Source organism: Rhodococcus sp. G-MC3 (assembly GCF_030063335.1).
Taxonomy (GTDB): Bacteria; Actinomycetota; Actinomycetes; order Mycobacteriales; family Mycobacteriaceae; genus Rhodococcoides.
In genome coordinates this window covers 105,369-129,224 of record NZ_JASISW010000002.1, presented here as the reverse complement: position 1 = coordinate 129,224, position 23,856 = coordinate 105,369, and the positions used below count along the sequence as shown (strand labels likewise).

The following is a 23,856-nucleotide window of genomic DNA, read 5'->3' as shown; positions in this document are numbered from 1 at the left end:
CTAAGGCTAGAACAGTTCGATGAGTGCGGCATCGGCGTCGAGCAATGCACCGCGGTCGTACGTCGACGTCGATGCCAAAATCTCGTCGGCGCCGGTGCGCACGATCAATTCCTCCAACATGGCCAGCACGTGACCGGGTGTGCCGTGCACGGCTGTTGCGATCGATCGCTGGACACGGTCCCGAACCCGCTGCGGAGCCGCATCCAGATCGATGTCGGACGCCTGTTCCAGCGGAGGGAACTCCCCGGTTCTCCGCGACTGAGCCATCGCCCAAGCTTCGGACAACACGAGCTCGGCCGCATCTTCGGCGGTGTCGGCGATGGTGATGTCGAGCGAGACGATCACGGTCGGCTGCGGATTCTTCGCGGTGGCGCGGAAATTCTTGCGATAGATGTCGAGTGCAGCGCCGTCGCTCTTCAGCAGCGGACCCCCGACGACGACGGGCAGGCCCGCCTTCGACGCGATCGCGAGCCCCTGCCCGGTCGCGAGGAGATAGACCGGAGGCGCGGGGACGGCGGGGCGGACCTTCACCGGGCCGGTTCCGTCGAGAAAACCTCGAAGCTCGTCGAGATCGGCCACGAACGTGTCGGGGGCATCTCGCCGAGTGCGGAGTGCGGCGCGAACAGGCTCGGTGAACCCGAGCGATCGGCCGACACCGGCGTCGATGCGACCCGGGTACAACGCTTCGAGCATCGCGAACTGCTCGGCGACGACGAACGGCTGATGGTTCGGCAGCATCACGCCACCCGAACCGAGCCTGATCCGGGAGGTGCGGGCACCGATCGCGGCGAGAAGGATCGAGGGCGCACCACTCGCGATCCCGGGGACGCCATGATGCTCGGCGACCCAGAAACGGTGATAGCCCAGCCGTTCCGCGTTGATCGCCCGGTCGACCGTCGCGGTGAGAGCCGCGGCGTCGTCGAAACCCGTTCGGGTTCGGGAGCGGTCGAGGATGGACAAGAGCACCCCTGAGCCAACCACGGATCTGCTATGCATATTTCGTGTTCGGAAATTGGCCATTAGGACCGAAACTGTCCGCAATGAGGGGCAGTCTCGAACGCATGGACATCAAACTCGAGCTCGTCATCATCCCCGTCAGTGACGTCGACCGCGCTAAAGCGTTCTACACCGGAATCGGCTTCAATGCCGACTTCGACGAGAGCCCGTCGGAGGGCATCCGGTTCGTGCAGCTGACACCGCCCGGTTCGGCATGCTCGATTGCCCTCGGTCAAGGCATCACCACGGCGACCCCCGGCAGCGTGGAGGGCCTGCAGGTGGTGGTCGCGAGCGCCGAGGAAGCTCGCCGTCACCTTCTCGCCGCGGGACTGGAAATTGCTGAGGTCACAGACCTGGGGTGGGGAAAATTCGTGTTCTTCGCCGATCCCGACGGCAACAAGTGGGCAGTGCAGGAACTACCAAAGCATTAGGGCGTCAGAGAAGGAGGGAAGCTCGGATGCCGCGGTGATCCGAGCCGGGAAGGTCGACCAGGCCTACCTCGGTCACCGCCGCATCTCGAACCAGAATATGGTCGATAGCGATCAGGGGTGGTATCCGCAAGTCGGCGTGATAAGTCGCCAAGTGCCCGGCGCCGACTTCGATCGCGGCGTCCCGGTACCGGCCTGACACCAGGTCTCGATAACGCTTGTGGTCGAACGTGGCGTTGAAGTCACCGGCGACGACCACCGGACCGTCGTCATCGGGGACCTTGGCGAGCATCTGGCGGATCGCCGCCAACTCTCGCACCCACGCCTCCGGATGCCGCGGCCACGGCGGAACCGGATGCACCGCGAACACGAGCGGCTTCGGGCCCCCCGGCACCGCGACCCGACTCGACAGCAGTTCGGTGACGTAACCGTCGTGACGCTCCTCATCGGTAAGAGGATGCCGCGAGTAGATACCGGTGCCGTTGCCTCCGGCTGCAGTGCTGACGAACGAATAGGGGAGCCGCTCCCTCAGACCCGCATCGAGTAGTCCCCGGTGCGCGTGAGGTGTCAGCTCCACGATCGTCAGAACATCCGGTTCGTGGCGATCGACGAGAGCGACGATCGCGTCTGTGTCTGCCTTGCCGAGCAGAACGTTGGCGTGCAGGACCGTGAAGGGAATCTCGCCCACCTGCTTCGGTCGGAACCGATGCCTCCAGAGCGGAACCTGCGTCCCCGCGGCTGCTGCCAGGGCGGCCGCGCCGACCATACCGCCGATCCATCCGGCCGCCAGTGCGAGCAGAACCGCGCCCGGTACCGACATGAGCAGCAGTGGCCGCGCAAGCGCACCGGCCACGATCACGGCCTGATGCCTCGAGTCGACGATGTGAGATGCCGCTCCGAGGAGAGCAACTGTCACAAAAATGATGCCGAGGACGATGATCATTCGGTCGAGTCTCCCACCGCCACCTGTGGAGGACCTGGGAGAACTCACCGTTTCCAAACACTCGGTCGCTTTTCGGGCACCGAATGAGGAATGATGGCGCTCGAATGAAGAATGATGACTGTCGGGGTCGGGATCGGGATCAGGGGATATTGACAACGTGAAGCGCAGGCAACTGCTCCAATTGGCAGCCGCAGGTTTTGTTGGACTCACAGCTCCGTCGCTGGTTTCGGCGTCGCGTGCTGGAGCACTACCCATCGGTGTGGGGTCCATCCGGTCCCTCGTTCCCGAACTGTTCGCAGATCCGCCGCGCCCTCCCGATCACTCCCCCGTCATCGTCATCGGATCTGGATTCGGCGCCAGCGCCGCCGCGCTGCGTCTGGCGCAGTCCGGCAGCCAGGTCACGATCCTCGAACGCGGACTCCGCTGGCCGCGCGATCCGTTCCGCGAGATCTTCACCCCCGACATGACTGCGGACGGTCGCGGACTGTGGCGTCAAGGATCATTCACCAACATCACCGGCTTGCCTGTCGGGCCGGTCGATCATTTCGGCGGAGTACTCGACACCACTCGCTACGAGAATCTGTCCGTCTGGCGCGCAGCTGCCGTCGGCGGTGGCTCGGTGGTCTACACGGGCGTCACCATCGCCCCTGAGCGACGCTTCTTCGACCTGTCGTTCGGCGGCAGACTCGGCTACGACGAGATGGCGAGCACCTGGTACCCGAAGGCGCGCTCGGTCCTGCTGCCGTCCACCATGCCTGCCGACATCTACAACAGCCCCAATTTTGCGCACTCGCGCACCTGGGACGACCATGCTCGTCGCGCCGGCTACACACCGGAGGCCGTCGACGGCAACTGGAACTGGAACGTGCTGCGCGACGAGATGTCCGGACGGTCGCGTCCGTCCGCGACTGTCGGTGCCAGCACCTTCGGCAACTCGAACGGGGCGAAGCACGACCTCACCCAGAACTACATCCCGCAGGCAGAAGCAACCGGTCGCGCGATGGTATGCCACAGCCACGAAGTGGCGTCCATTGGAACCGAGTCCGGAGGGCGCTACCGCGTCGAAGTCAGGCGCGTCGATCCCGAAGGCAACGTCGTCGAAACCAGGACCCTGACGTGCGACAAGCTCGTGCTCGGTGCCGGTTCCATCGGCACCACGGAGCTGCTGCTGCGCGCCCAGGCCACCGGGGCTCTCGGGAACCTCAACGAGTTCGTCGGCCGCGGTTGGGGAACCAACGGCGACGCCTCGATGACGCGCTCGCTCGGACCCGCCGCCGGCACCCCTCAGGGCGCGCCGTGTGCGTCCCGCATCGTCGACGAATCGGGACTCCCGCTGACCGTCGAGAACTGGTACGTGCCGGGCGTTCCCTGGGACCTCGGCTTCCTCGGCTCACTCGGAATGACCATCGATCCGCTCCGCGCCGACTTCCGCTACGACGCGGGAACCGACGGCATCACGCTCAGTTGGCCGAAGGGCGGCAGCCGCGACACCGTCGAGGCACTGCGCGCCGTGCAGAACAAGATGGCCGCAGCGGGCGGAACCGTCGTCGCCGCAGAACCGTTCACTCGCGACGTCGACGACACCTTCACCGCGCACCCCCTCGGCGGTGCTGTGCTCGGCGACGTCACCGACTCCTATGGCCGGGTCAAGGGTCATGAGGGGCTCTACGTCATGGACGGTGCCCTCGTTCCAGGTAGCACCGGCGCGGCCAACCCGTCGCTCACCATCACCGCGCTGGCCGAACGTAACGTCGCACAGATCATTTCGCAGGGGCGGTAGCGCACCGTGAGTGATCAGTTACGTCGGGACGTAACGAATCACTCACGGTCAGCTCAGCTGGATTTCCGGGCGTCCGCTCGGGACGGTGACGGTCTGCGCCGTCCGGACAGCCGCACCCGGCGTCGATACTGCATCGAGAACTCTTACTTCTGAACGCCATTCGTTCGGAGTGAGACTTGCTCGCAGGTATCCGCGGCGCGCGTTGCCGTACTGCACGTGCGGTGACGCCGCCACGATGGCTGCACCCGCCGAGTCGACATCGGCCCCGTCCTTACCCGACGCGATCGACGTCGTCGCGATCTCGACGCCCACTACCGGCGACACCTGATCCTGGTAGTCGCGCCGAAGTTCCGAGACGATCGTGCGGTGGATGTCGCCGACGATGGACGCCACGTTGGTGACACCTCGATCCCTCGCGCCGTCCAGGATTCGGTGGCGCGACGCCTCGTAGCCGCTCCACGGATCCATCCCGACCTTCCGATCGCCCTCCAGCCCCTGGGCCAGATCGGAGATGACCGTCTGGTGCGCAAGGAAATTCCACGTCGACGGTGAATCGAACCCGTCGAGAATCCACTTCTCCTGCTCGGGACCGGTGATGGTCCGCGACGGATCCGCCGTCTCCGAGTCCTGCGCGTGTTGGCCGTCCCCGTGCGCCTGATCGCTGCGGTACTGACGGGTGTCCAGCACCGAGAAGTCGACGAGATCGCCGAACGAGAACCTGCGATAGACCGACATATCCGGGCCCTTCGGCCGCAGGTTGCCGCGCACCGGTGTATTTTCCCACCAAGCCTTGAAGGCATCCGCTCTGCGCAGCAGGAACTCTCGTGGATCGTCGTCGTCCTGGCTGATCTGCGATGCCCAGTTGTTGTCGACTTCATGGTCGTCGAACGTCGAGATCCACGGCGCCGACGCATGCGCGGCCGCTAGATTCTCGTCGGCCTTGTACATCGCGTAGCGATCGCGATAGTCGCCGAGCACCATGGTCTCCCGGTTCGCCGCATCGGGCCTCGGCTGGCCTTTGCGGGCACCCTCGTCCTTGATTGCGTACTCGTAGATGTAATCGCCGAGAAAGAACACGACGTCCAGATCGGACGCTGCGAGATCCTTGTAGGCCCCGAAATATCCGTCCTCCCATTTCTGGCACGACGCCCACGCGAAATCCAACTTCGGCAGCGGCTTTCCTACAGCGGGTGCTGTCTTGGTACGGCCTACCGTGCTCGCGTGTGGGCCGACGAGGAAGCGGTAGAAGTACTCGCGGCCGGGTTCGAGGCCCGCCGCGTCGACGTGAACGGACCAGCCGTCGAACTCGGTCGCCAGTTCCACCCCCTGAGCCGTGACGGACCGGAAGTTTTCGTCGGGCGCGATCTGCCACCGGACCGGAACCACACCGGGTCTCATGCCGCCGGCAGGGGCGAAGGGGTCGGTCGCGAGCCGCGTCCACAGCACCACTGAATCCGGGAGCGGATCGCCCGAGGCAACACCGAGACGGAACGGATAGTCCGGCGGAACAGAAGATTGTGCGTGCGCGACGGCACCGCTCAGTTCGGGAGTGAACGCCAGCGCACCCACCAGCGCACTCCACGTCAGAAACTGTCTGCGAGTGCTTCCCCCTCGCAACGAAATGTCGCCGCCGATTCGTATGTCGTTGCCTCGTCTCACCATTCTTCGAGACTTTCGCGCCGGTACCAACGGCACTTGTCGAGGGGCTGGAGTTCGGATGAACGGAGTGCGGCTAGGGCAGGGTGGTCGGTCTGCCCCAACTGACGACACGAAAAAGCCCCGCACCCAGGTGGGTGCGGGGCTCTTTGCGCTACTGGCTAGCGGTATTCGTTGGAGAAACCGTAGTCGTCGAGCGGCACTGCGGCACCGGTGTTCTGGCCGAAGCCGTCCGGGCTGTAGTACTGATCGTCGTACGACGGCACCGCGTATGCGGCGGCGCGTGCTTCCTCGGTCGGCTGCACCGTGATGTTCCGGTACCGGTTGATGCCGGTACCAGCCGGGATGAGCTTACCGATGATGACGTTCTCCTTGAGACCGATGAGCTTGTCGCTGCGGGTGTTGATCGCCGCATCAGTGAGCACACGAGTGGTCTCCTGGAAGGAAGCCGCCGACAGCCACGAATCGGTTGCCAGCGAAGCCTTGGTGATACCCATCAGGACCGGACGACCGGCTGCGGGCTCGCCACCTTCGGACACGACGCGACGGTTCGACGCCTCGAATTCGCTGCGCTCGGTAAGTGAACCGGGCAGGAACTCGGTGGAGCCGGAGTCGATGATCGTGACACGACGGAGCATCTGGCGAACGATCGTCTCGATGTGCTTGTCGTGAATCGACACACCCTGCGACCGGTACACCTCCTGGACCTCGTTGACGAGGTGGATCTGAACCTGACGGGGACCCATCACGCGCAGAACCTCGTGCGGATCGGCAGCACCTTCCATGAGCTGCTGTCCGACCTCGACGTGGTCACCGTCGGCGAGCAGACGCTCGCTGCCGTCCTCATGCTTGAAGACACGCAGACGCTGACGCTTGGAGAGCTTGTCATAGACAACCTCTTCGCCGCCGTCGTCCGGGACGATGGTGATCTTGTAGAAACGATCTCCGTCCTCGAGCTGAATGCGTCCCGACACGTCCGCGATCGGAGCCTTGCCCTTCGGCACACGTGCCTCGAACAGCTCCTGCACGCGAGGCAGACCGCCGGTGATGTCATCTCCGGCGACACCACCCTGGTGGAAGGTACGCATGGTCAGCTGAGTACCGGGCTCACCGATCGACTGAGCCGCGACGATACCGACGGCCTCACCGATGTCGACGAGCTTGCCGGTAGCCATCGAGCGGCCGTAGCAGGTTGCACAGACGCCGGTACCGGTGGTGCAGGTGAGCACCGAACGGACCTTGACGTTCGTGACACCTGCTGCGAGCAGTGCGTCGATTGCCGGGTCACCCAGATCGTGGCCGCGAGCGACAACGATGTTGCCGTTTCCGTCCACTGCGTCGGAGGCCAGCGTACGAGCGTAGGTGCTGGTCTGGACGTGTGCGTCCGGGATCATCGTGCCGTCGGCGAGCTTCTCGGCGATGGTCGTGTTGATACCGCGCTCGGTGCCACAGTCGGTCTCGCGAACGATGACGTCCTGCGACACGTCGACGAGACGACGTGTCAGGTAGCCCGAGTCGGCGGTACGAAGCGCCGTATCGGCCAGACCCTTACGAGCACCGTGCGTGTTGATGAAGTACTCGAGGACCGTCAGGCCTTCCTTGAAGGAAGACTTGATCGGACGCGGGATGAACTCACCCTTCGGGTTGGTCACGAGGCCCTTCATACCGGCGAGCGACCGCACCTGAGTCATGTTTCCGGCTGCGCCGGACTTCACGATCATCGGGATGGGGTTGTCGTCGGGGAAGTGAGCCTCCATGGCCTTACCGACCTGCTCGGTAGCGTCCTGCCAGATCTTGACCAACGCGGAGTTGCGCTCGACCTTGTCGAGTGCGCCACGCTGGTACTTCTTCTCGATCTGATCGGCCTGAGCCTCGAAGGTCTCCATGATCTGCGGCTTCTCCGGCGGCACGAGGACGTCGGAGATCGAGATGGTGACACCCGAACGCGTGGCCCAGTAGAAGCCTGCGTCCTTGAGCTTGTCGACCGTCTGTGCGACGACGATCATCGGGTAGCGCTCGGCGAGATCGTTGATGATCGTTGCCTGACGCTTCTTCGGCATCTGCTCGTTGACGAACGGGTAGTCCGCCGGCAGCAGCTCGTTGAAGAGGACACGTCCGAGAGTGGTCTCGGCGTTCCATGCCTCGCCGCGGTTCCAGCCGTTGGGGAACAGCTCCGTCTCGATGTCACGAGGCGGGCGCTGCGTCAGCAAACGGACACGAATCAGCGACTGCACGGTCAGCGAACCGCGGTCCACTGCCATCTGAGCCTCGGCCGGGCTGGAGTAAGCCCCGAACTCGGCGTGGTCGGTCTTGGCGTCGGCACGTTCACCGGTGGCACCGGCATCGAGACGAGTCAGGTGGAACAGACCCGTCACCATGTCCAGACGCGGCATGGCGAGCGGACGGCCCGATGCAGGCGAGAGGATGTTGTTCGAGGACAACATCAGCACGCGTGCCTCGGCCTGAGCCTCGGCCGACAGCGGGAGGTGGACAGCCATCTGGTCACCGTCGAAGTCGGCGTTGAACGCCTCACAGACGAGCGGGTGCAGCTGGATGGCCTTGCCCTCGACGAGCTGAGGCTCGAACGCCTGGATGCCCAACCGGTGCAGGGTAGGTGCACGGTTCAGCAACACGGGGTGCTCGGCGATGACCTCTTCGAGAACGTCCCACACCTGCGGACGCTGACGCTCGACCATGCGCTTGGCGGACTTGATGTTCTGCGCGTGGTTCAGATCGACCAGACGCTTCATCACGAACGGCTTGAACAGCTCGAGAGCCATCAGCTTGGGCAGACCACACTGGTGCAGCTTCAGCTGCGGGCCGACGACGATGACCGAACGGCCCGAGTAGTCGACGCGCTTGCCCAGAAGGTTCTGACGGAATCGACCCTGCTTGCCCTTGAGCAAGTCCGAGAGCGACTTGAGCGGTCGGTTGCCAGGTCCGGTGACCGGACGTCCACGACGACCGTTGTCGAACAGGGCGTCGACCGACTCCTGCAACATCCGCTTCTCGTTGTTGACGATGATCTCGGGAGCACCGAGGTCGATCAGACGCTTGAGGCGGTTGTTGCGGTTGATGACGCGGCGGTACAGGTCGTTGAGGTCGGACGTAGCGAAACGTCCACCGTCGAGCTGCACCATCGGGCGAAGCTCCGGTGGGATGACCGGAACGGCGTCCAGAACCATGCCCATCGGCGAGTTACGGCCTGCCTGGAACGCTGCGACGACCTTCAGACGCTTCAATGCGCGAAGCTTCTTCTGGCCCTTGCCGCTGCGAATGGTTTCGCGCAGGTTCTCGGCTTCGGCGTCGACGTCGAAGGTCTGCATGAGCTTCTGGATCGACTCGGCACCCATGGCGCCGGTGAAGTACTCGCCGTACCGGTCGATGAGCTCGCGGTAGATGAGCTCGTCGACGATCAGCTGCTTCTTGGCCAGCTTGGTGAAGGTGGTCCAGATCTCGTCGAGACGATCCAGCTCACGCTGCGAGCGGTCACGGAGCTGACGCATCTCGCGCTCGCCGCCGTCCTTGACCTTGCGCCGCACGTCGGACTTGGCACCCTCGGCCTCGAGCTCGGCGATGTCCGCTTCGAGCTTCTGGGCACGGGCCTCCAGGTCGGCGTCGCGCTGATCTGCGACGGACTTCTTCTCGACCTCCATCTCGGCTTCGAGAGTGGAGAGCTCGTTGTGACGCAACTCGTCGTCCACCGAGGTGATGACGTAGGCAGCGAAGTAAATGATCTTCTCTAGATCCTTCGGAGCCAAGTCGAGCAGGTAGCCCAACCGTGACGGCACACCCTTGAAGTACCAGATGTGGGTGACAGGAGCGGCCAGTTCGATGTGACCCATGCGCTCACGACGAACCTTGGCACGAGTGACCTCGACGCCACAGCGCTCACAGATGATGCCCTTGAAGCGGACGCGCTTGTACTTACCGCAGTAGCACTCCCAATCCCGAGTGGGGCCGAAGATCTTCTCGCAGAAGAGGCCGTCCTTCTCGGGCTTGAGCGTGCGGTAGTTGATGGTTTCCGGCTTCTTGACCTCGCCGTAGGACCACTGACGGATGTCGTCCGCAGTGGCCAGGCCAATGCGAAGTTCATCGAAGAAGTTGACGTCGAGCACGTAACTTCCTTTCCCCGTTATGGGTGTTGTGCCGAATCAAAACAAGAGTTACTCGCCCCGGTGGCCTGCAGCGATGCAGGCCACCGGGACCGTAGTACTACTGAGCTGGCTTCATGAACGCATTCACTGCGCTCACTGAGCCAAGTCGTCGACGGTTGCTGCCTCGTTGCGGGAGAGGTTGATACCCAGGTTCGCCGCGGCGCGCTCGAGATCCTCGTCGTCACCGTCGGCCATCGTGATGGCTGCGCCGTCCGAGGACAGCACCTCCACGTTGAGGCACAGCGACTGGAGCTCCTTGAGGAGCACCTTGAAGGATTCGGGAATGCCGGGCTCCGGGATGTTCTCGCCCTTGACGATGGCCTCGTACACCTTCACGCGGCCGACGACGTCGTCCGACTTGATGGTGAGGAGCTCCTGCAGCGTGTATGCAGCGCCGTACGCCTGCATGGCCCAGCACTCCATCTCACCGAAGCGCTGTCCACCGAACTGAGCCTTACCACCGAGGGGCTGCTGCGTGATCATCGAGTACGGCCCGGTCGAACGAGCGTGGATCTTGTCGTCGACCAAGTGGTGCAGCTTGATGATGTACATGTAGCCCACCGAAACCGGGTACGGGAACGGCTCGCCGGAGCGGCCGTCGAACAACGTGGCCTTTCCGTCGGTGCCGACCATCTGCTCGCCGTCGCGGTTGGGAATCGTGCTGGCCAGCAGGCCGGTCAGCTGATTCTCCTTGGCGCCGTCGAACACCGGGGTGGCGATGTTGCTGTCCGCAGGTGCCGAGAGCATTTCCTCCGGCAGACGCTCGGCCCAATCAGGCCTCGTGCCGTCCGTCGCGACTTGAACATTCCAGCCGGTCTTGCCGATCCACCCCAGGTGGGTCTCCAAGATCTGACCGATGTTCATACGACGCGGAACACCGTGGGTGTTCAGGATGATGTCGATCGGGGTGCCGTCGGACATGAACGGCATGTCCTCCTGCGGGAGGATCTTGCCGATGACGCCCTTGTTGCCGTGGCGGCCGGCCAGCTTGTCGCCGTCCTGAATCTTTCGCTTCTGAGCGACGTAGACGCGCACGAGCTCGTTGACTCCGGGAGGCAGATCGTCGTCGTCGTCGCGCGAGAACACGCGAATGCCGATGACCTTTCCGTTCTCGCCGTGCGGAACCTTGAGCGACGTATCGCGAACCTCACGTGCCTTCTCACCGAAGATGGCGCGCAGCAGGCGCTCTTCGGGGGTCAGCTCGGTCTCGCCCTTCGGCGTGACCTTTCCGACCAGCACGTCGCCGTCACGAACCTCGGCACCGATACGGATAATGCCGCGCTCGTCGAGGTCGGCAAGGACCTCGTCGGAGACGTTCGGGATGTCACGAGTGATTTCCTCGGCACCGAGCTTGGTGTCGCGGGCATCGATCTCGTGCTCCTCGATGTGGATCGAGGTGAGAACGTCCTCTTCCACGAGGCGCTGCGACAGAATGATCGCGTCCTCGTAGTTGTGACCTTCCCACGGCATGATTGCCACGAGCAGGTTCTTGCCGAGCGCCATTTCACCGTCTTCGGTGCATGGGCCGTCCGCGAGTACCTGGCCGGACTCGACGCGCTGACCCTCGTCCACGATCGGACGCTGGTTGGCACACGTGCCCTGGTTCGAGCGAGCGAACTTGCGCATCCGGTAGGTCTTGCGCGATCCGTCGTCGGCCATGACCGTGACGTAGTCGGCGGAAACCTCTTCGACGACACCAGTCTTCTCGCTGATGACGACGTCACCGGCGTCGACAGCGGCACGGAGTTCCATGCCGGTTCCGACGAGCGGCGATTCGCTGCGCACCAGCGGGACAGCCTGACGCTGCATGTTGGCACCCATGAGGGCACGGTTTGCATCGTCGTGCTCGAGGAACGGAATCATCGCGGTAGCGACCGAGACCATCTGACGAGGCGAGACGTCCATGTAGTCGATGTCGGAGGACGAGACGAACTCGACCTCTCCACCCTTACGACGGACGAGAATCTTGTCCTCGGTGAAGTGACCACCGTCGTCGACGATCGAGTTGGCCTGCGCGAGCGTGTGGCGATCCTCTTCGTCGGCGGTGAGGTAATCGACATCGTCGGTGACCTGGCCGTCGACGACCTTGCGGTACGGGGTCTCGATGAAGCCGAACGGGTTGACCCGCGCGTACACCGACAGCGAACCGATCAGGCCGATGTTCGGGCCTTCAGGGGTCTCGATGGGGCACATGCGGCCGTAGTGCGACGGGTGAACGTCGCGGACCTCAAGGCCTGCACGCTCACGCGAAAGACCACCGGGGCCTAGGGCGGACAGACGACGCTTGTGCGTCAGCCCCGACAACGGGTTGTTCTGGTCCATGAACTGCGACAGCTGGGAGGTTCCGAAGAACTCCTTGATCGCGGCGACGACGGGACGAATGTTGATCAGGGTCTGCGGCGTGATGGCCTCGACGTCCTGAGTGGTCATGCGTTCACGAACGACGCGCTCCATGCGGGACAGGCCCACGCGGATCTGGTTCTGGATCAGCTCGCCGACAGTACGAAGACGACGGTTACCGAAGTGGTCGATGTCGTCGACCTCGACGGGAACCTCGACGCCGTTGGGCGCGGTCATCGATGTTTCACCTGCATGCAGACGCACGAGGTACTCGATGGTCGCGACGATGTCTTCTTCGGCGAGAGTCGACGCCACGATCGGCTGGCCCGAGTTCAGGCCGAGCTTCTTGTTGATCTTGTAGCGGCCCACGCGGGCGAGGTCGTAACGCTTGTCCTTGAAGAACAGGTTCTCCAGGAGCGTCTGCGCGCTCTCCTTGGTCGGCGGCTCGCCTGGACGCAACTTGCGGTAGATGTCGAGGAGCGCCTCGTCGGTACCGGCAGTGTTGTCCTTCTCCAGCGTGGCCATGAGGATCTCGGAGAAGCCGAAGCGTTCCGTGATCTGCTCGGTGGTCCAGCCGAGTGCCTTCAACAGCACCGTGACGGGCTGACGACGCTTGCGATCGATACGGACACCAACGGTGTCGCGCTTGTCGACGTCGAACTCGAGCCATGCACCGCGGCCAGGAATAACCTTGACGCTGTGCAGATCCTTCTCCGTCGTCTTGTCGACCGAATGATCGAAGTAGACGCCGGGAGAACGAACGAGCTGCGAGACGACTACGCGCTCGGTTCCGTTGATGATGAAGGTGCCCTTGCCGGTCATCATGGGGAAATCGCCCATGAAGACCGTCTGGCTCTTGATCTCACCGGTGTTGTTGTTGATGAACTCGGCGGTGACGAAGAGCGGCGCCGCGTACGTCATGTCCTTGTCCTTGCACTCGTCCATCGAGGCCTTGACCTCGTCGAACCGTGGATCGGAGAAGGAGAGCGACATCGAGCCCGAGAAGTCCTCGATTGGGGAAAGCTCGGTCAGGATGTCTTCTAGACCGCCGGAGACATTGCTGTCTCCGCGCGCGGCGGCTTGGTCACGCCAACTCTGCGCACCTACCAGCCATGCAAAAGAATCCGTCTGTACATCGAGGAGACCGGGTACCTCCAACGGTTCGCGAATGTTCGCGAACGAAACCCTCCTCGGGGCTCCCGGTGTTCCGACAACTGCCTTGGTCTGGCTAGAGACTGCCAAGATGCGTCCTTCCAGCACCTCACGCGGGCCGCTCGTGCAGTGCGACCGCCGCTATATCTGCTTGCTTAATGTGGGGCGAATTCGCTGGTTACAACCAGACCGAATCCCCATCGCAATTTCTCCGAAGCAATCGCTTCACAGACACGGCAATCGAGAGGTGGACAGGAGGCAGCCAGCGCAACGTCCAAAGATACCCCAAATGTGCACAGGGGGCAACAGGGGCATCAAAAGTAGCACCCGGGATCAGAACCTGCGGCGCCTTCGAAAGCGGCGTGTCGCGGGTCGAGCGATCGAGTGTGACGATCGCTGCGGGGGTGCCTTCCGAGGACAAGACTGAACCTTGCACGCCCATGCGTCAAGAGGGAAGGCCCGGTAATTCCTGCGGCGTGCCGGTTTGCCGCGGTTGAGCGAAACCACCGAACCGGTCGGTCCTCGATGCGTGCCCGCGCCCCCGAGTCACACTCCCCCGACGGTCGTGCCGGCGCGACCCCTGAGGCCATCGTCCGCCGCCGGCCGCGCAGGTTCCAGGCGTTCGCGCCGTCTGCAACCTGCGCGGTCAGCTGGAACGTGCGCCGCACCCAACCGCCCCAGCCTCCTCACTACCCCAGCCTCCAACCGCGCAGGTTCCAGGCGTTCGCGCCGTCTGCAGTCTGCGCGGCCAGCTGCAACGTGCGCGAAATATACTGCCTACCAGACGATTCAGCTGAACTAAGACTTTTGGGATGCGAAACATACTGTGCAGCAACTCCTTCGAACACTCTCAGAATCCATCGGGCAAGCAGAGCGCTGGACATGGACCACGGCATAACTGCGAAAACTATTGAAAAATTGACCTTGTCATCGTTCGTTGAAACAACCGAAAATGACTGACAAGTATCGAAATTCACTATGGCGGTTCGCGGTCGAGTCTGGTTGTATTCATTCAGCGCAGGGGGCTCCGCGAACACAAGATCTCGCCACACGTGTCGATGTCGATTGGGTCGGCGCCCTCCGCGCATCACGGCGTTTCGGGGGGAACACGACGATCAGACCGCTCGAACAGAGCGCACGGTCGGCGATCTGTGGCCGCCCGAGGTCGCGAATCATCAGGCCGGCGGAGGATCAGGGGAGAGTCATGGTCGAGATTGCACTAGTCGGTATCGGGTGCCGGTTCCCGGGCGGAGTACACGACGGGAAGAGTTTCTGGGAGTTCATGATCTCGAAGGGTGACGGAATTGTCGACATCCCCGAGGACCGATGGAACGCCGACAGATTCTACGATCCAGACCCAGACGCACCAGGACGCATGTACACCCGCAAGGGTGGCTTTCTGACGCAGTCGCTGTGGGACTTCGACCCCGAGTTCTTCGGAATTTCTCCGCGCGAAGCATCGGTCACCGATCCGCAGCAACGGCTTCTGCTCGAAGTTGCGTGGGAAGCCCTCGACGACGGCGGCCATGCAGGACGCGTGTCCGGCCAGCCCGTCGGCGTCTACATCGGCGGATTCACCAACGACTCCGCAGGCCTGCGCGCGTCGTCGACAGGTCGCCCGTTCATCAACGCACACAGCGCAACCAGCAGCTCGCACACTCTGCTGTCCAACCGAATCTCCTACTGCCTCGACCTCGTCGGGCCGTCGATGACCATCGATACCGCGTGCTCGTCCTCCCTGGTTGCCGTGCACGAGGCAGTGCGCGCGCTCGAGCGAGGCGAGTGCGAAATGGCTCTCGTCGGCGGCGCCAACACGATGATCAGGCCCGAGACGTTCATCTCGATGTGCAAGGGTCGTTTCCTGGCCTTCGACGGCCGGTCCAAATCCTTCGACGCCGCAGCCGACGGATACGGCCGTGGTGAAGGCGCTGGAATGGTGTTGCTGCGTCCGCTTGCCGACGCGATCCGCGACGGCGATCGCATCTACTCGGTCATCCGCGGCTCCGGCGTCAACCAAGACGGCCGCACCATCGCCATCCCGGTCCCCAACCCGGTGTCGCAGCGAGCTCTCGCCGAGCGCGTGTGCGCCGAGGCAGGGATAAACCCCAAGGACGTCGGATACGTCGAAGCCCACGGCACCGGCACGTCCGTCGGCGATCCGCTCGAATTGGAGGCCCTCGGCGGCGCCTACGGCGCCGTCGACGGCCGCGAGAGTGCGTTGATCGTCGGCTCCATCAAGGCATCGATCGGGCATACGGAAGCGGCAGCGGGCATCGCGAGCCTCATCAAGAGCGCACTGTCCATCCACCACCGCACCATCGCTCCGCAGGCGTGGCTCGACACGTTGAACCCAGCGATTCCATTCGACGACCTGGCCATCCGCATTCCCACCGAAGTCGAACCGTTCCCCGACCACTACGACCGGCCGATCATTGCCATCAACGGATTCGGCTACGGCGGCACCAACGCACACGTCGTGATGGAGACTGCACCGGCAGCCGAGTCGCCGGCAGTCCGGCCACTCCCCGTGCGCCTGTTCCCTCTCTCGGCCCGCACCGATGCCGCGGTGCGCACACTGGCGACCTCGTTGGCGGACTCCCTCGACTCGCTCCTGGCAGGGACGGAACCGGACGACGTCGAACCGGACGACGTCGACCGCACTCTCAGGGGCTTCACGGCGGCCGCATGGACCAGGCGAGCCCACCACCCCGTCCGCGCATCACTGAGCTTCACTGACAGCACTGATCTTCTGTCGAAACTCCGTGACTTCGCAGCCGGCACCGGAACGACGTCGCACGTGGTGGATACCGCGGGCGCGGCCCCGGTCTTCGTCTTCAGCGGAATGGGACCCCAATGGTGGGGAATGGCACGTGAACTCCTGCACGCCGGTGGCGAATTCGCTCGCACCGCACAGATCGTCGACGACGCGTTCATCGAGATTGCCGGCTGGTCCATCATCGAAGAGCTGTGCCGGGACGAGGAACACTCACGTGTCACCAACACCGAAGTGGCACAGCCTGCCAACTTTCTCGTGCAGGTTTCCCTCGTCGCCGAACTCCGAGCAGCGGGAATCGAACCCGAGACGGTCGTCGGCCACAGCGTCGGTGAGGTCAGCGCAGCCTATGTCAGCGGCGCATTGAGTCTGCACGACGCCTTGCTTGTCAGTTGCCATCGCGCACGCTTGCAAGCGAGGACGGCGGGCAGTGGTTCGATGTTGGCCGTGGGCCTCTCAGAAGCCGACGCCGTCGCATATCTGGCGGCGGCGGGCGAGGACATGGTCGCGCACGTTTCGGTCGCCGCTATCAACAGTCCGACGGCGGTGACACTCGCGGGTGACGTCGAGCACCTCACAGTGTTGGCCGACAAACTCACCGACGGCGGCTACTTCGCCAAGCGGCTGCAGGTCGAGGTCCCGTATCACAGCCACCTGATGGATCCGATTCTCGCGGACGTGGCAACCAGCTTGAACGAGCTCGATCCCCGCGTTCCGAAACTGGCCTTGTTCTCGACGGTTACCGCCCACGAGGTCACCGATGCGAGTTGGGGCGCGGCCTACTGGTGCGACAACGTCCGCAAACCGGTGCGGTTCGCCGACACCGTCAGCGAACTGATCGGACGCGGACATCGGGTGTTCCTCGAGATCGGACCGCACCCCGTGCTGTCCGGCAACATTCGCGAAATTATCATTCGCACCGGCGATCCGGGCACCTCGATCGGCACATTGGTCCGCCGAGAGAGCGACGCGGTCTCGTTGAACATCGCCCTGTCGAATCTGTACTGCGCCGGTTCCTTCGACGGCCGAGTCTTCGCGGCCGAGAGTGCACTCGCATCGCCACACGTGTCGTTGCCTGCCTACCCCTGGCAGAAGACTCGGGTCTGGACCGAGGATGCAGCCTCGATTGCCGACCGGATGGGCTCGAACACCGTCTACCCGATGCTCGGTGACAGAACAAGCGCAGCAGCATCGGAATGGCAAGCCGAACTTGCTGTTTCGCAGTTGCCCTGGCTGCAGGACCACGTCGTCGACGGTCTCGTACTGCTCCCGGGCACCGCCTACCTCGATGCCGCACTCAGCGCGGCAGCTGTCCGGTCGGGTCGCGGCGAAGTCGGGCTAGAGCACGTCGAGTTCGTTGCACCGCTCGTCGTCGACAAGCACGACGTCCCGGTTCTTCAGGTCGCGGTCGAGGACAGCACCCGACGCTTCGTCATCCGCTCTCGATCTGCCGCCGACACCGTATGGACCACCAACGCGATCGGCCGACTCGTCGAAGGCCACTTCGATGCGCCCTTCGTCGATTCTTCGACGACCGATATGACCGCCGATATCACCGATATCACCGGAGACATTCTCTATCCACTGCTGAGCGCGGCGGGCCTGCAGTACGGACCGGCGTTCCAGGGCATCGAAACAGCACGAATCGGCGCAGACGTCGTGGTGGCCACCATCGACAGCTCACGCCACACGGGCAGTCGGCACCTCGTGCATCCCGCTGTCCTCGACACCGCACTCCAGTGTGTTGCGACGTTGGCCTCGCCGAACGCCGTGTCGGGTGCGGTCGTTCCGTTCTCCATCGCAGCGGTGCGCAGATTCGGGCCGATACCGCGCCGCGCCACCGTGATCGTCAGACGGACCAGCACCTACCCGATGCGAGCGGACATCGCCGTGACCGACGCCGAAGGACGTGCCGCAGTCACCCTCGGAAGCGTCGAATTCCGGCCGATCGCGCCACCGCAGTCGCTGCACACCAGGTTGGGCACAGTGTTCTACGAACCGACCTGGGAACTTCGGGACAATCGTGACGCAGACGCGATCGGAACCGAGGCAGCTCGCGACTTCGCACTCGTCGTGACGCTCGGAACACCGGATCCGAGTGCACAGCAGCGTGCCGAGGCCATCGCAGCGTCTCGGCCGGCCTCGAACATTGTGAACGCCGAAGGCACAACGGTGCCCGAACTCGTTGCAGCACTGCGCGAAGGAATGGCCATCGACGGCATCGACCGGGCCACGGTGATCGCCGTCGCGGGTACCTTCACCGACCCGGCGAGCGCAGTCTTATCGCTCCTCACCGTCGCGCGCACCGTGCATGTCGCCATCTACGGCGACGACACCGGGCCGGCCACCGAGCCGGGCAGCGTCTCGGCCGTGGTGGTCACTCAGCGAGCATTCTGCATGCCGGGCGACGTCGACGGAGCCGACCTGGCACACGCGAGTCTTGTCGGTGCCAGGCGGTCACTGCGCAACGAACAGTCCCCCGCTGCATGGCGATTCATCGACACCGAACCCTCGACAGCGGTGTCCGAGATCGCCGCCGAGACGTTCGCCTTCGGACCGTTCGGGTCCGACGTGGTCGATGAGGTCGCCCTCCGTCAGGGCTCTCGCTGGGTTGTCATCCTGCAGAACAACCTGAGTGAGCACCTCGCCGTCAGGGATCAGCCGACCGTGTCGAAGGACCCCGAGCAATCGTTCGCGGTGGAGGTACCGTCGACGAAGTTGCTGTCCGATCTGGCATTTCGCGTCCACGCGCGCCGCGCTCCCGGACACGGCGAGATCGAGGTGCGAATGGAAGCTGTGGGGCTGAACTACAAAGATCCGCTCAAGGTGATGGGCGTGCTCACCGACAAGGAGCTGTCGGGCACCTACTTCGGTACCACTCTCGGATTGGAAGGCGCGGGCACCGTCACCAGAATCGGAGACGGTGTCACCGATGTCGCGGTGGGTGACAAGATGGGGGTGTGCGCGCGCGAGATGATGCGCCGCTACATCACTCTCGGCGTCGACGAGGGCGGCACCATGAAGATTCCTTCCCGTTGGGAGTCCGGTTGGTGCTCCTCGATTCTGCCGTTCCTGTGCGCGGAGTACGGACTGGTGTACCTGGCCCGCGTGCAGCCGGGTGAAACGGTGTTGATTCACGGCGCAGCAGGAGGCATGGGTCTGGCTGCAGTCCAGGTTGCCCGGCTCATGGGCGCTCGGGTCATCGCAACCGCAGGCACCGAGGAGCGCCGAGAGGTAGCACGCGCGGCCGGTGCACACGAGGTGCTCGCGTCGAGGTCGCTCAACTATTCCGAAGAGGTGATGGCGCTGACCGACGGCCGCGGCGTCGACGTGGTCTTCAACTCGTCGCCCGGAGAGATCATGGCCCAGAACCTGCACGTGGCAGGCGAATTCGCGCGGATCATCGAACTCGGCAAAGCCGACATCTATTTCGGCGGCGTCATGGACCTGAAGCCGTTCGACCGCAACATCACCTTCTATGCGGTCGACATGGACCGTATGTTCGAACACAAACCCGATCTCGCTAGGCAGGTCACCCGCGAGGTACTCGACAAGATGTCGGCAGGCACATACCGGCATCTCCCGTACACGACGTACACGCTCGACCGCGTCGGCGAGGCATTCGACTCGGTGATCCGGTCCTCGCACACCGGACGAGTCGTGCTGAGCTTCACCGAGGACTCCCCCGTCGTCCGCCCCGAAATTCCGACCGTCGAGATCGACCCCGAGGCAACCTATGTCGTCACGGGAGGTTTCGGAGCATTCGGTACCGCGATCGCCAAGTGGCTCGTCGACGAAGGTGCTCGCACCCTGGTTCTGGTCGGAAGGAGCGGACCGACCACGGACCGCGCAAGGCAGACTCTCGCGGAGTTCGCCGAAGCCGGAGTGACCGTCGTACAGGAATTGCTCGACATCTCCGACTACGACGGGGTCCGCGGGCTACTCATCCGAGCGCAGGACAGCAATGCCCCTGTACGCGGCATCTTCCATACAGCCGGTCTGGTGGACAACTTCGCCATCAACGACATCACCGACGAGTCACTGCGAAACATATTCCTTCCCAAGGTCGACGGTGCCGTTCACCTCGACCGCGCACTCGACGAGCTGGGGATCGATTCGGACATCTTCGTGATGTTCTCCTCGATGAGCAGCCTCACCGGCGGCGCACCCCAGGTGTCGTACTCGGCAGCCAACTCGGTTCTCGACGCGCTGGCCTGGTCGCGGCGCCAGCGCGGCAAGGCTGCATTCACGGTCAGCTGGGGCTCCATGTCGGGCGGTGGCATGGCCGAGGCGAAACAACAAGTGGTCCGGTACCTGGACATGCTGGGGTTCAAGAATATCGACATGGATGAGGCGACGCGCTTCCTGCGCGAATGCCTCACCCTCGACATTCCACATGTCGCGCTCGTGGGCATCGACTGGGAGCAGTGGGGCCTCGCGAACCCCGCGTCCGCGTCGATTCCACGGTTCGCGGCCCACATCGCGGCCGCCAGCACCGGCGGATCCGGAATCTCCGCACTGCACGCCGAGATCCTCGCGCTTCCAGAGGATCAGCGGGCCGAGGTTCTCACGTTCATCCTGGCCGAACAGCTTGCGCTGGTGATGGACGTCGAGGCAGAAGCCGTCGACGTACAGACCCCTCTCCCCGAGCTGGGTCTCGACTCGCTCATGGCAGTCGAGTTCGCTGCCCGCGTCGGCAAGACCGTCGGGCTCGAACTCTCGGTTCTCGAGTTCGGGCGAGGACATGGGCTCGCCGCAATCGGCGCGAAGCTGGCCGCGGGCCTCACCGCACGCGGCGACGGCGCGGCGACGGCCGCGCCGGCAGCCGCTGCACCTGCAGGCGAACTGCTTGCCGTCGAGGTGATTCCGGCCTCGGACACCATCCTTGCCTCCGGCGTGCCCGCTTTGTCCTCGTCTGACTCTGCGGGAGGCAATTGAGATGACCACTGACTCGCGTGAGATAGCCAGGCGACTTCTGTCCAGGACCGGGTATTCGACGGTTCCGCTCGAGGATCCGGGTCCCGCGGCGGTCGCTTCGTCCAGTCCTGCGGTCACGGTTGCCAAGACTGGAGCGCACGGTTTGCTGGACCATCCGGATATCGTCTCGACCGTCGCGCAGTTCGACGGTGTGGACGCGATGTTCAGCGGTTTGGGTGTACCCAATCCGCTGTACCTGCCGCACGAGGGCAAGAGTGGCCCGATCATCAGGCAACTCGATCGCGACATGATCAACTTCGGGAGTTTCAACTACCTGGGGCTCAGCGCAGACACCCGCCTCGCCGACGCCGCCAAGGACGCGATCGATCGATACGGAACCTCCGTCTCCGCCAGTCGCATCGTGTCGGGAGAGATCCCGTTGTACGCGGACTTCGAGTCACGAATCGCGGGAATTTACGACGTCGACGACGCAGTGATCACAACGAGTGGGTACCTCACCAACGCAGCGGCGGTCGGATACCTGCTCGGCCAGGGTGACCTTGCGGTATGCGACGCGTTGGTGCACAGCAGCATCGTCTCCGGCACCGAATGGGCAGGGTGCCGCCGGGTGACGTTCCGGCACAACGATCCGGCCGCGCTCGAAGCGATCCTCAAGATGTCACGCGGCAGCTTCAAGCGTGCACTCGTAATTCTCGAAAGTCACTACAGCATGGACGGCGACGTCGCTCTGCTGCCGCAGTTGATTGCAGTCGCTCGCCAGTACGACTGCGCGGTGATGATCGACGAGGCCCATGCCTTCGGTGTGCTCGGCGAACACGGCCACGGAATCCGCGATCTGTACGGCCTCGACGGTGACGCCGTCGACGTATGGATGGGAACCATGTCGAAGGCACTCGGCAGCGTCGGGGGGTTCGTTGCCGGTAGCCGTGAGTTGATCCGCGCGTTCAAGTATTCGGCGCCGGGGCTGAGTATGTTCGCAACGGCCCCTGCGCCCGCGTCGATCGCCGCTGCACTCACCGCACTCGACATCATCGATGCCGAACCGGATCGCGTTGCTCGGTTGCAATCCAACGCGAAACGGGCATTCGCTCAGGCGCAATCACTCGGTCTACACACAGGATTGGCCGAGGGGACCCCCATTCTGCCGATCATCGTCGGGGACACCCAGAAAGCGGTGATCGCGGCCGTCACTCTGCTCGATGCGGGGATCAACCTCAATGCCATCACGTATCCGTCGGTGCCTGCGGGCGAGGAGCGGTTGAGGCTGTTCGTCTCCAGTGAGCACACGGTCGAGCAGATCGATCGAGCGATCACCGAGGTGGCGGGGGTATTGGAGCAGCTGTAGCACACCGCTGTAATGGTCCATTCATGTTACCCGACAGCATGAATGGACCATTCAGGTGTTTCAGGTCAGGTCAGGTCAGGTCAGGTCAGGTCAGTGAACCAGCACCATTGCACCCCAGATGAACCCTGCACCGATTGCCGCGATCACCGTCACTTTTCCTGCGCCGATCTTGCCCTCGCGCGACAGCTGCGCGAGAACTGTGAAAATACTCGCTGCTCCCGTATTTCCAAGTTTGTCGAGCGTGATGAGGGCGCGGGATCGATCGAGACCGAGCGTGTCCATCACATCCTCGATGATGTTCCGGTTCGCCTGGTGAAAGACGAAGTTGTCGATCTCGTCCACAACCAATCCTGCATCCTCAGCGGACTGACGAACCACCTCCGGCAGCAATGTGGTCGCCAATTTCCACACGCGCGGGCCATCCATGTAGATGTAATGATCGCCGCGAGCGACCGCATCGACAGTGAAGGGGTTGCGCGATCCACCGCCGCTGATTCCGACGGACATGTCGAACTCGGAGGCGAGCACCACCGACCGAATCCCCCTGTCTGCGTGAGTTTCCTGCACAACCAACGCTGCTCCGGCTGCATCGCCGAAGAAAACCCTGGTGGTCCTGTCTCGCGGATCGGTCTGCCGCGAGAACACTTCGACAGCGATCACGAGGATGGTCCTGTATCGATTGCCGATCATCGTGGACGCCACTTCCAACGCCAACAGTCCGCCGGCGCAGGCCGCCTGCGTCAGGTCGATGGGAAGCGCACGGCTCGCACCGAGGCCGTGCGCGACGGTGAGGGCCGTGGACGGAAACGGTTGGTCGGGATTCGCCGTGGCAAGCACGATTGCATCGATATCGATTGCAGCAGTGCCGCTCTCGTCGAGGACGCGTTTCGCGGCTTCGAGCGCAAGGTCCGACGCCGCACGCTGCGGTTCGAGGAATCGCCTGGTCGAGATTCCAGTCCTCGTCTCGATCCAGTTCTCGTTCGTATCGAGGTCGCGGCACAACTCCTCGTTGGTCACCACTCTCGAAGGCAGTGCGTCGACGAAGAATCGAGCGGTAGACGAGAGGGTTCGATGTCGATCCACGTGTATCCATCCTGGAGCAGTTGAATTGTTGACCATAGACGACCGAAAAACCAAGGAGGAGAACGACTTGCAACCACTGAGGCCGGACCAAGCCGTGGCCGATAGCGTAGCCGAACCTCGTACCGGTCGGCACCCTCGACGCCCTGCACAGATCGGTGTAATGTCACGGCGTCGAGGCTGCTCAGCGGCGCCACAGGGGGCTCGTTCGTCACCGCCGGGCAGGCCACGTCACGGTTCGTATTCTTCGCATGCCATTCGAGAGATC

General features: G+C 63.6%; 10 protein-coding genes. 4 read left to right on the top strand and 6 right to left on the bottom strand.

From position 1 onward, the window contains the following. Nucleotides 1–6 precede the first annotated feature (6 nt). Nucleotides 7–966, bottom strand: coding sequence for an MsnO8 family LLM class oxidoreductase (locus tag QMK17_RS02455; protein ID WP_283507026.1), 960 nt, complete (start codon nucleotides 964–966; stop codon nucleotides 7–9). Between the two features lie 95 nt (nucleotides 967–1,061). Between QMK17_RS02455 and QMK17_RS02450 the strand changes: the two genes are divergently transcribed. Continuing rightward, entirely contained in the window at nucleotides 1,062–1,427 is a 366-nt protein-coding gene (locus QMK17_RS02450) for a VOC family protein (RefSeq protein ID WP_283506839.1), read from the top strand. A gap of 4 nt (nucleotides 1,428–1,431) precedes the next feature. On the opposite strand, the gene QMK17_RS02445 is transcribed toward QMK17_RS02450, so the two are convergent. Beyond that, nucleotides 1,432–2,367, bottom strand: coding sequence for an endonuclease/exonuclease/phosphatase family protein (locus tag QMK17_RS02445; protein ID WP_283506838.1), 936 nt, complete (start codon nucleotides 2,365–2,367; stop codon nucleotides 1,432–1,434). Nucleotides 2,368–2,524: 157 nt separating this feature from the next. Between QMK17_RS02445 and QMK17_RS02440 the strand changes: the two genes are divergently transcribed. After that, entirely contained in the window at nucleotides 2,525–4,147 is a 1,623-nt protein-coding gene (locus tag QMK17_RS02440; protein WP_283506837.1) for a GMC oxidoreductase, read from the top strand. 48 nt (nucleotides 4,148–4,195) lie between these two features. Here the strand turns inward: QMK17_RS02440 and QMK17_RS02435 are convergent, their stop codons facing one another. From QMK17_RS02435 to rpoB, 3 genes are all read right to left on the bottom strand, one after another. Then, nucleotides 4,196–5,809, bottom strand: a complete 1,614-nt coding sequence (locus QMK17_RS02435; RefSeq protein ID WP_283506836.1) for an alkaline phosphatase D family protein — start codon at nucleotides 5,807–5,809, stop codon at nucleotides 4,196–4,198. 155 nt (nucleotides 5,810–5,964) lie between these two features. After that, complete coding sequence (locus QMK17_RS02430; protein WP_283506835.1) at nucleotides 5,965–9,921, bottom strand: DNA-directed RNA polymerase subunit beta'; 3,957 nt, start codon at nucleotides 9,919–9,921, stop codon at nucleotides 5,965–5,967. Nucleotides 9,922–10,053: 132 nt separating this feature from the next. Continuing rightward, the gene (gene rpoB, locus QMK17_RS02425; RefSeq protein WP_283506834.1) at nucleotides 10,054–13,560 is read right to left on the bottom strand and encodes a DNA-directed RNA polymerase subunit beta; all 3,507 of its coding nucleotides are present in this window, start codon (nucleotides 13,558–13,560) and stop codon (nucleotides 10,054–10,056) included. Between the two features lie 1,096 nt (nucleotides 13,561–14,656). On the opposite strand from rpoB, the gene QMK17_RS02420 reads away from it, so the two are divergent. Together QMK17_RS02420 and QMK17_RS02415 are read left to right on the top strand one after the other, a co-directional pair. Next, nucleotides 14,657–21,163, top strand: a complete 6,507-nt coding sequence (locus QMK17_RS02420; RefSeq protein WP_283506833.1) for a type I polyketide synthase — start codon at nucleotides 14,657–14,659, stop codon at nucleotides 21,161–21,163. 1 nt (nucleotide 21,164) lies between these two features. Beyond that, nucleotides 21,165–22,508, top strand: a complete 1,344-nt coding sequence (locus QMK17_RS02415; RefSeq protein WP_283506832.1) for an aminotransferase class I/II-fold pyridoxal phosphate-dependent enzyme — start codon at nucleotides 21,165–21,167, stop codon at nucleotides 22,506–22,508. Between the two features lie 90 nt (nucleotides 22,509–22,598). On the opposite strand, the gene QMK17_RS02410 is transcribed toward QMK17_RS02415, so the two are convergent. Beyond that, nucleotides 22,599–23,591, bottom strand: a complete 993-nt coding sequence (locus tag QMK17_RS02410; protein WP_283506831.1) for a 3-oxoacyl-ACP synthase III family protein — start codon at nucleotides 23,589–23,591, stop codon at nucleotides 22,599–22,601. Between the last annotated feature and the right edge of the window lie 265 nt (nucleotides 23,592–23,856).

What these genes read in the sequence shown, in the direction of transcription:
- QMK17_RS02415 (WP_283506832.1), top strand. Translation starts at nt 21,165, where the DNA reads ATGACCACTGACTCGCGTGAGATAGCCAGGCGACTTCTGTCCAGGACC.
- QMK17_RS02445 (WP_283506838.1), bottom strand. Translation starts at nt 2,367, where the DNA reads ATGATCATCGTCCTCGGCATCATTTTTGTGACAGTTGCTCTCCTCGGA.
- QMK17_RS02450 (WP_283506839.1), top strand. Translation starts at nt 1,062, where the DNA reads ATGGACATCAAACTCGAGCTCGTCATCATCCCCGTCAGTGACGTCGAC.
- QMK17_RS02420 (WP_283506833.1), top strand. Translation starts at nt 14,657, where the DNA reads ATGGTCGAGATTGCACTAGTCGGTATCGGGTGCCGGTTCCCGGGCGGA.
- QMK17_RS02435 (WP_283506836.1), bottom strand. Translation starts at nt 5,809, where the DNA reads ATGGTGAGACGAGGCAACGACATACGAATCGGCGGCGACATTTCGTTG.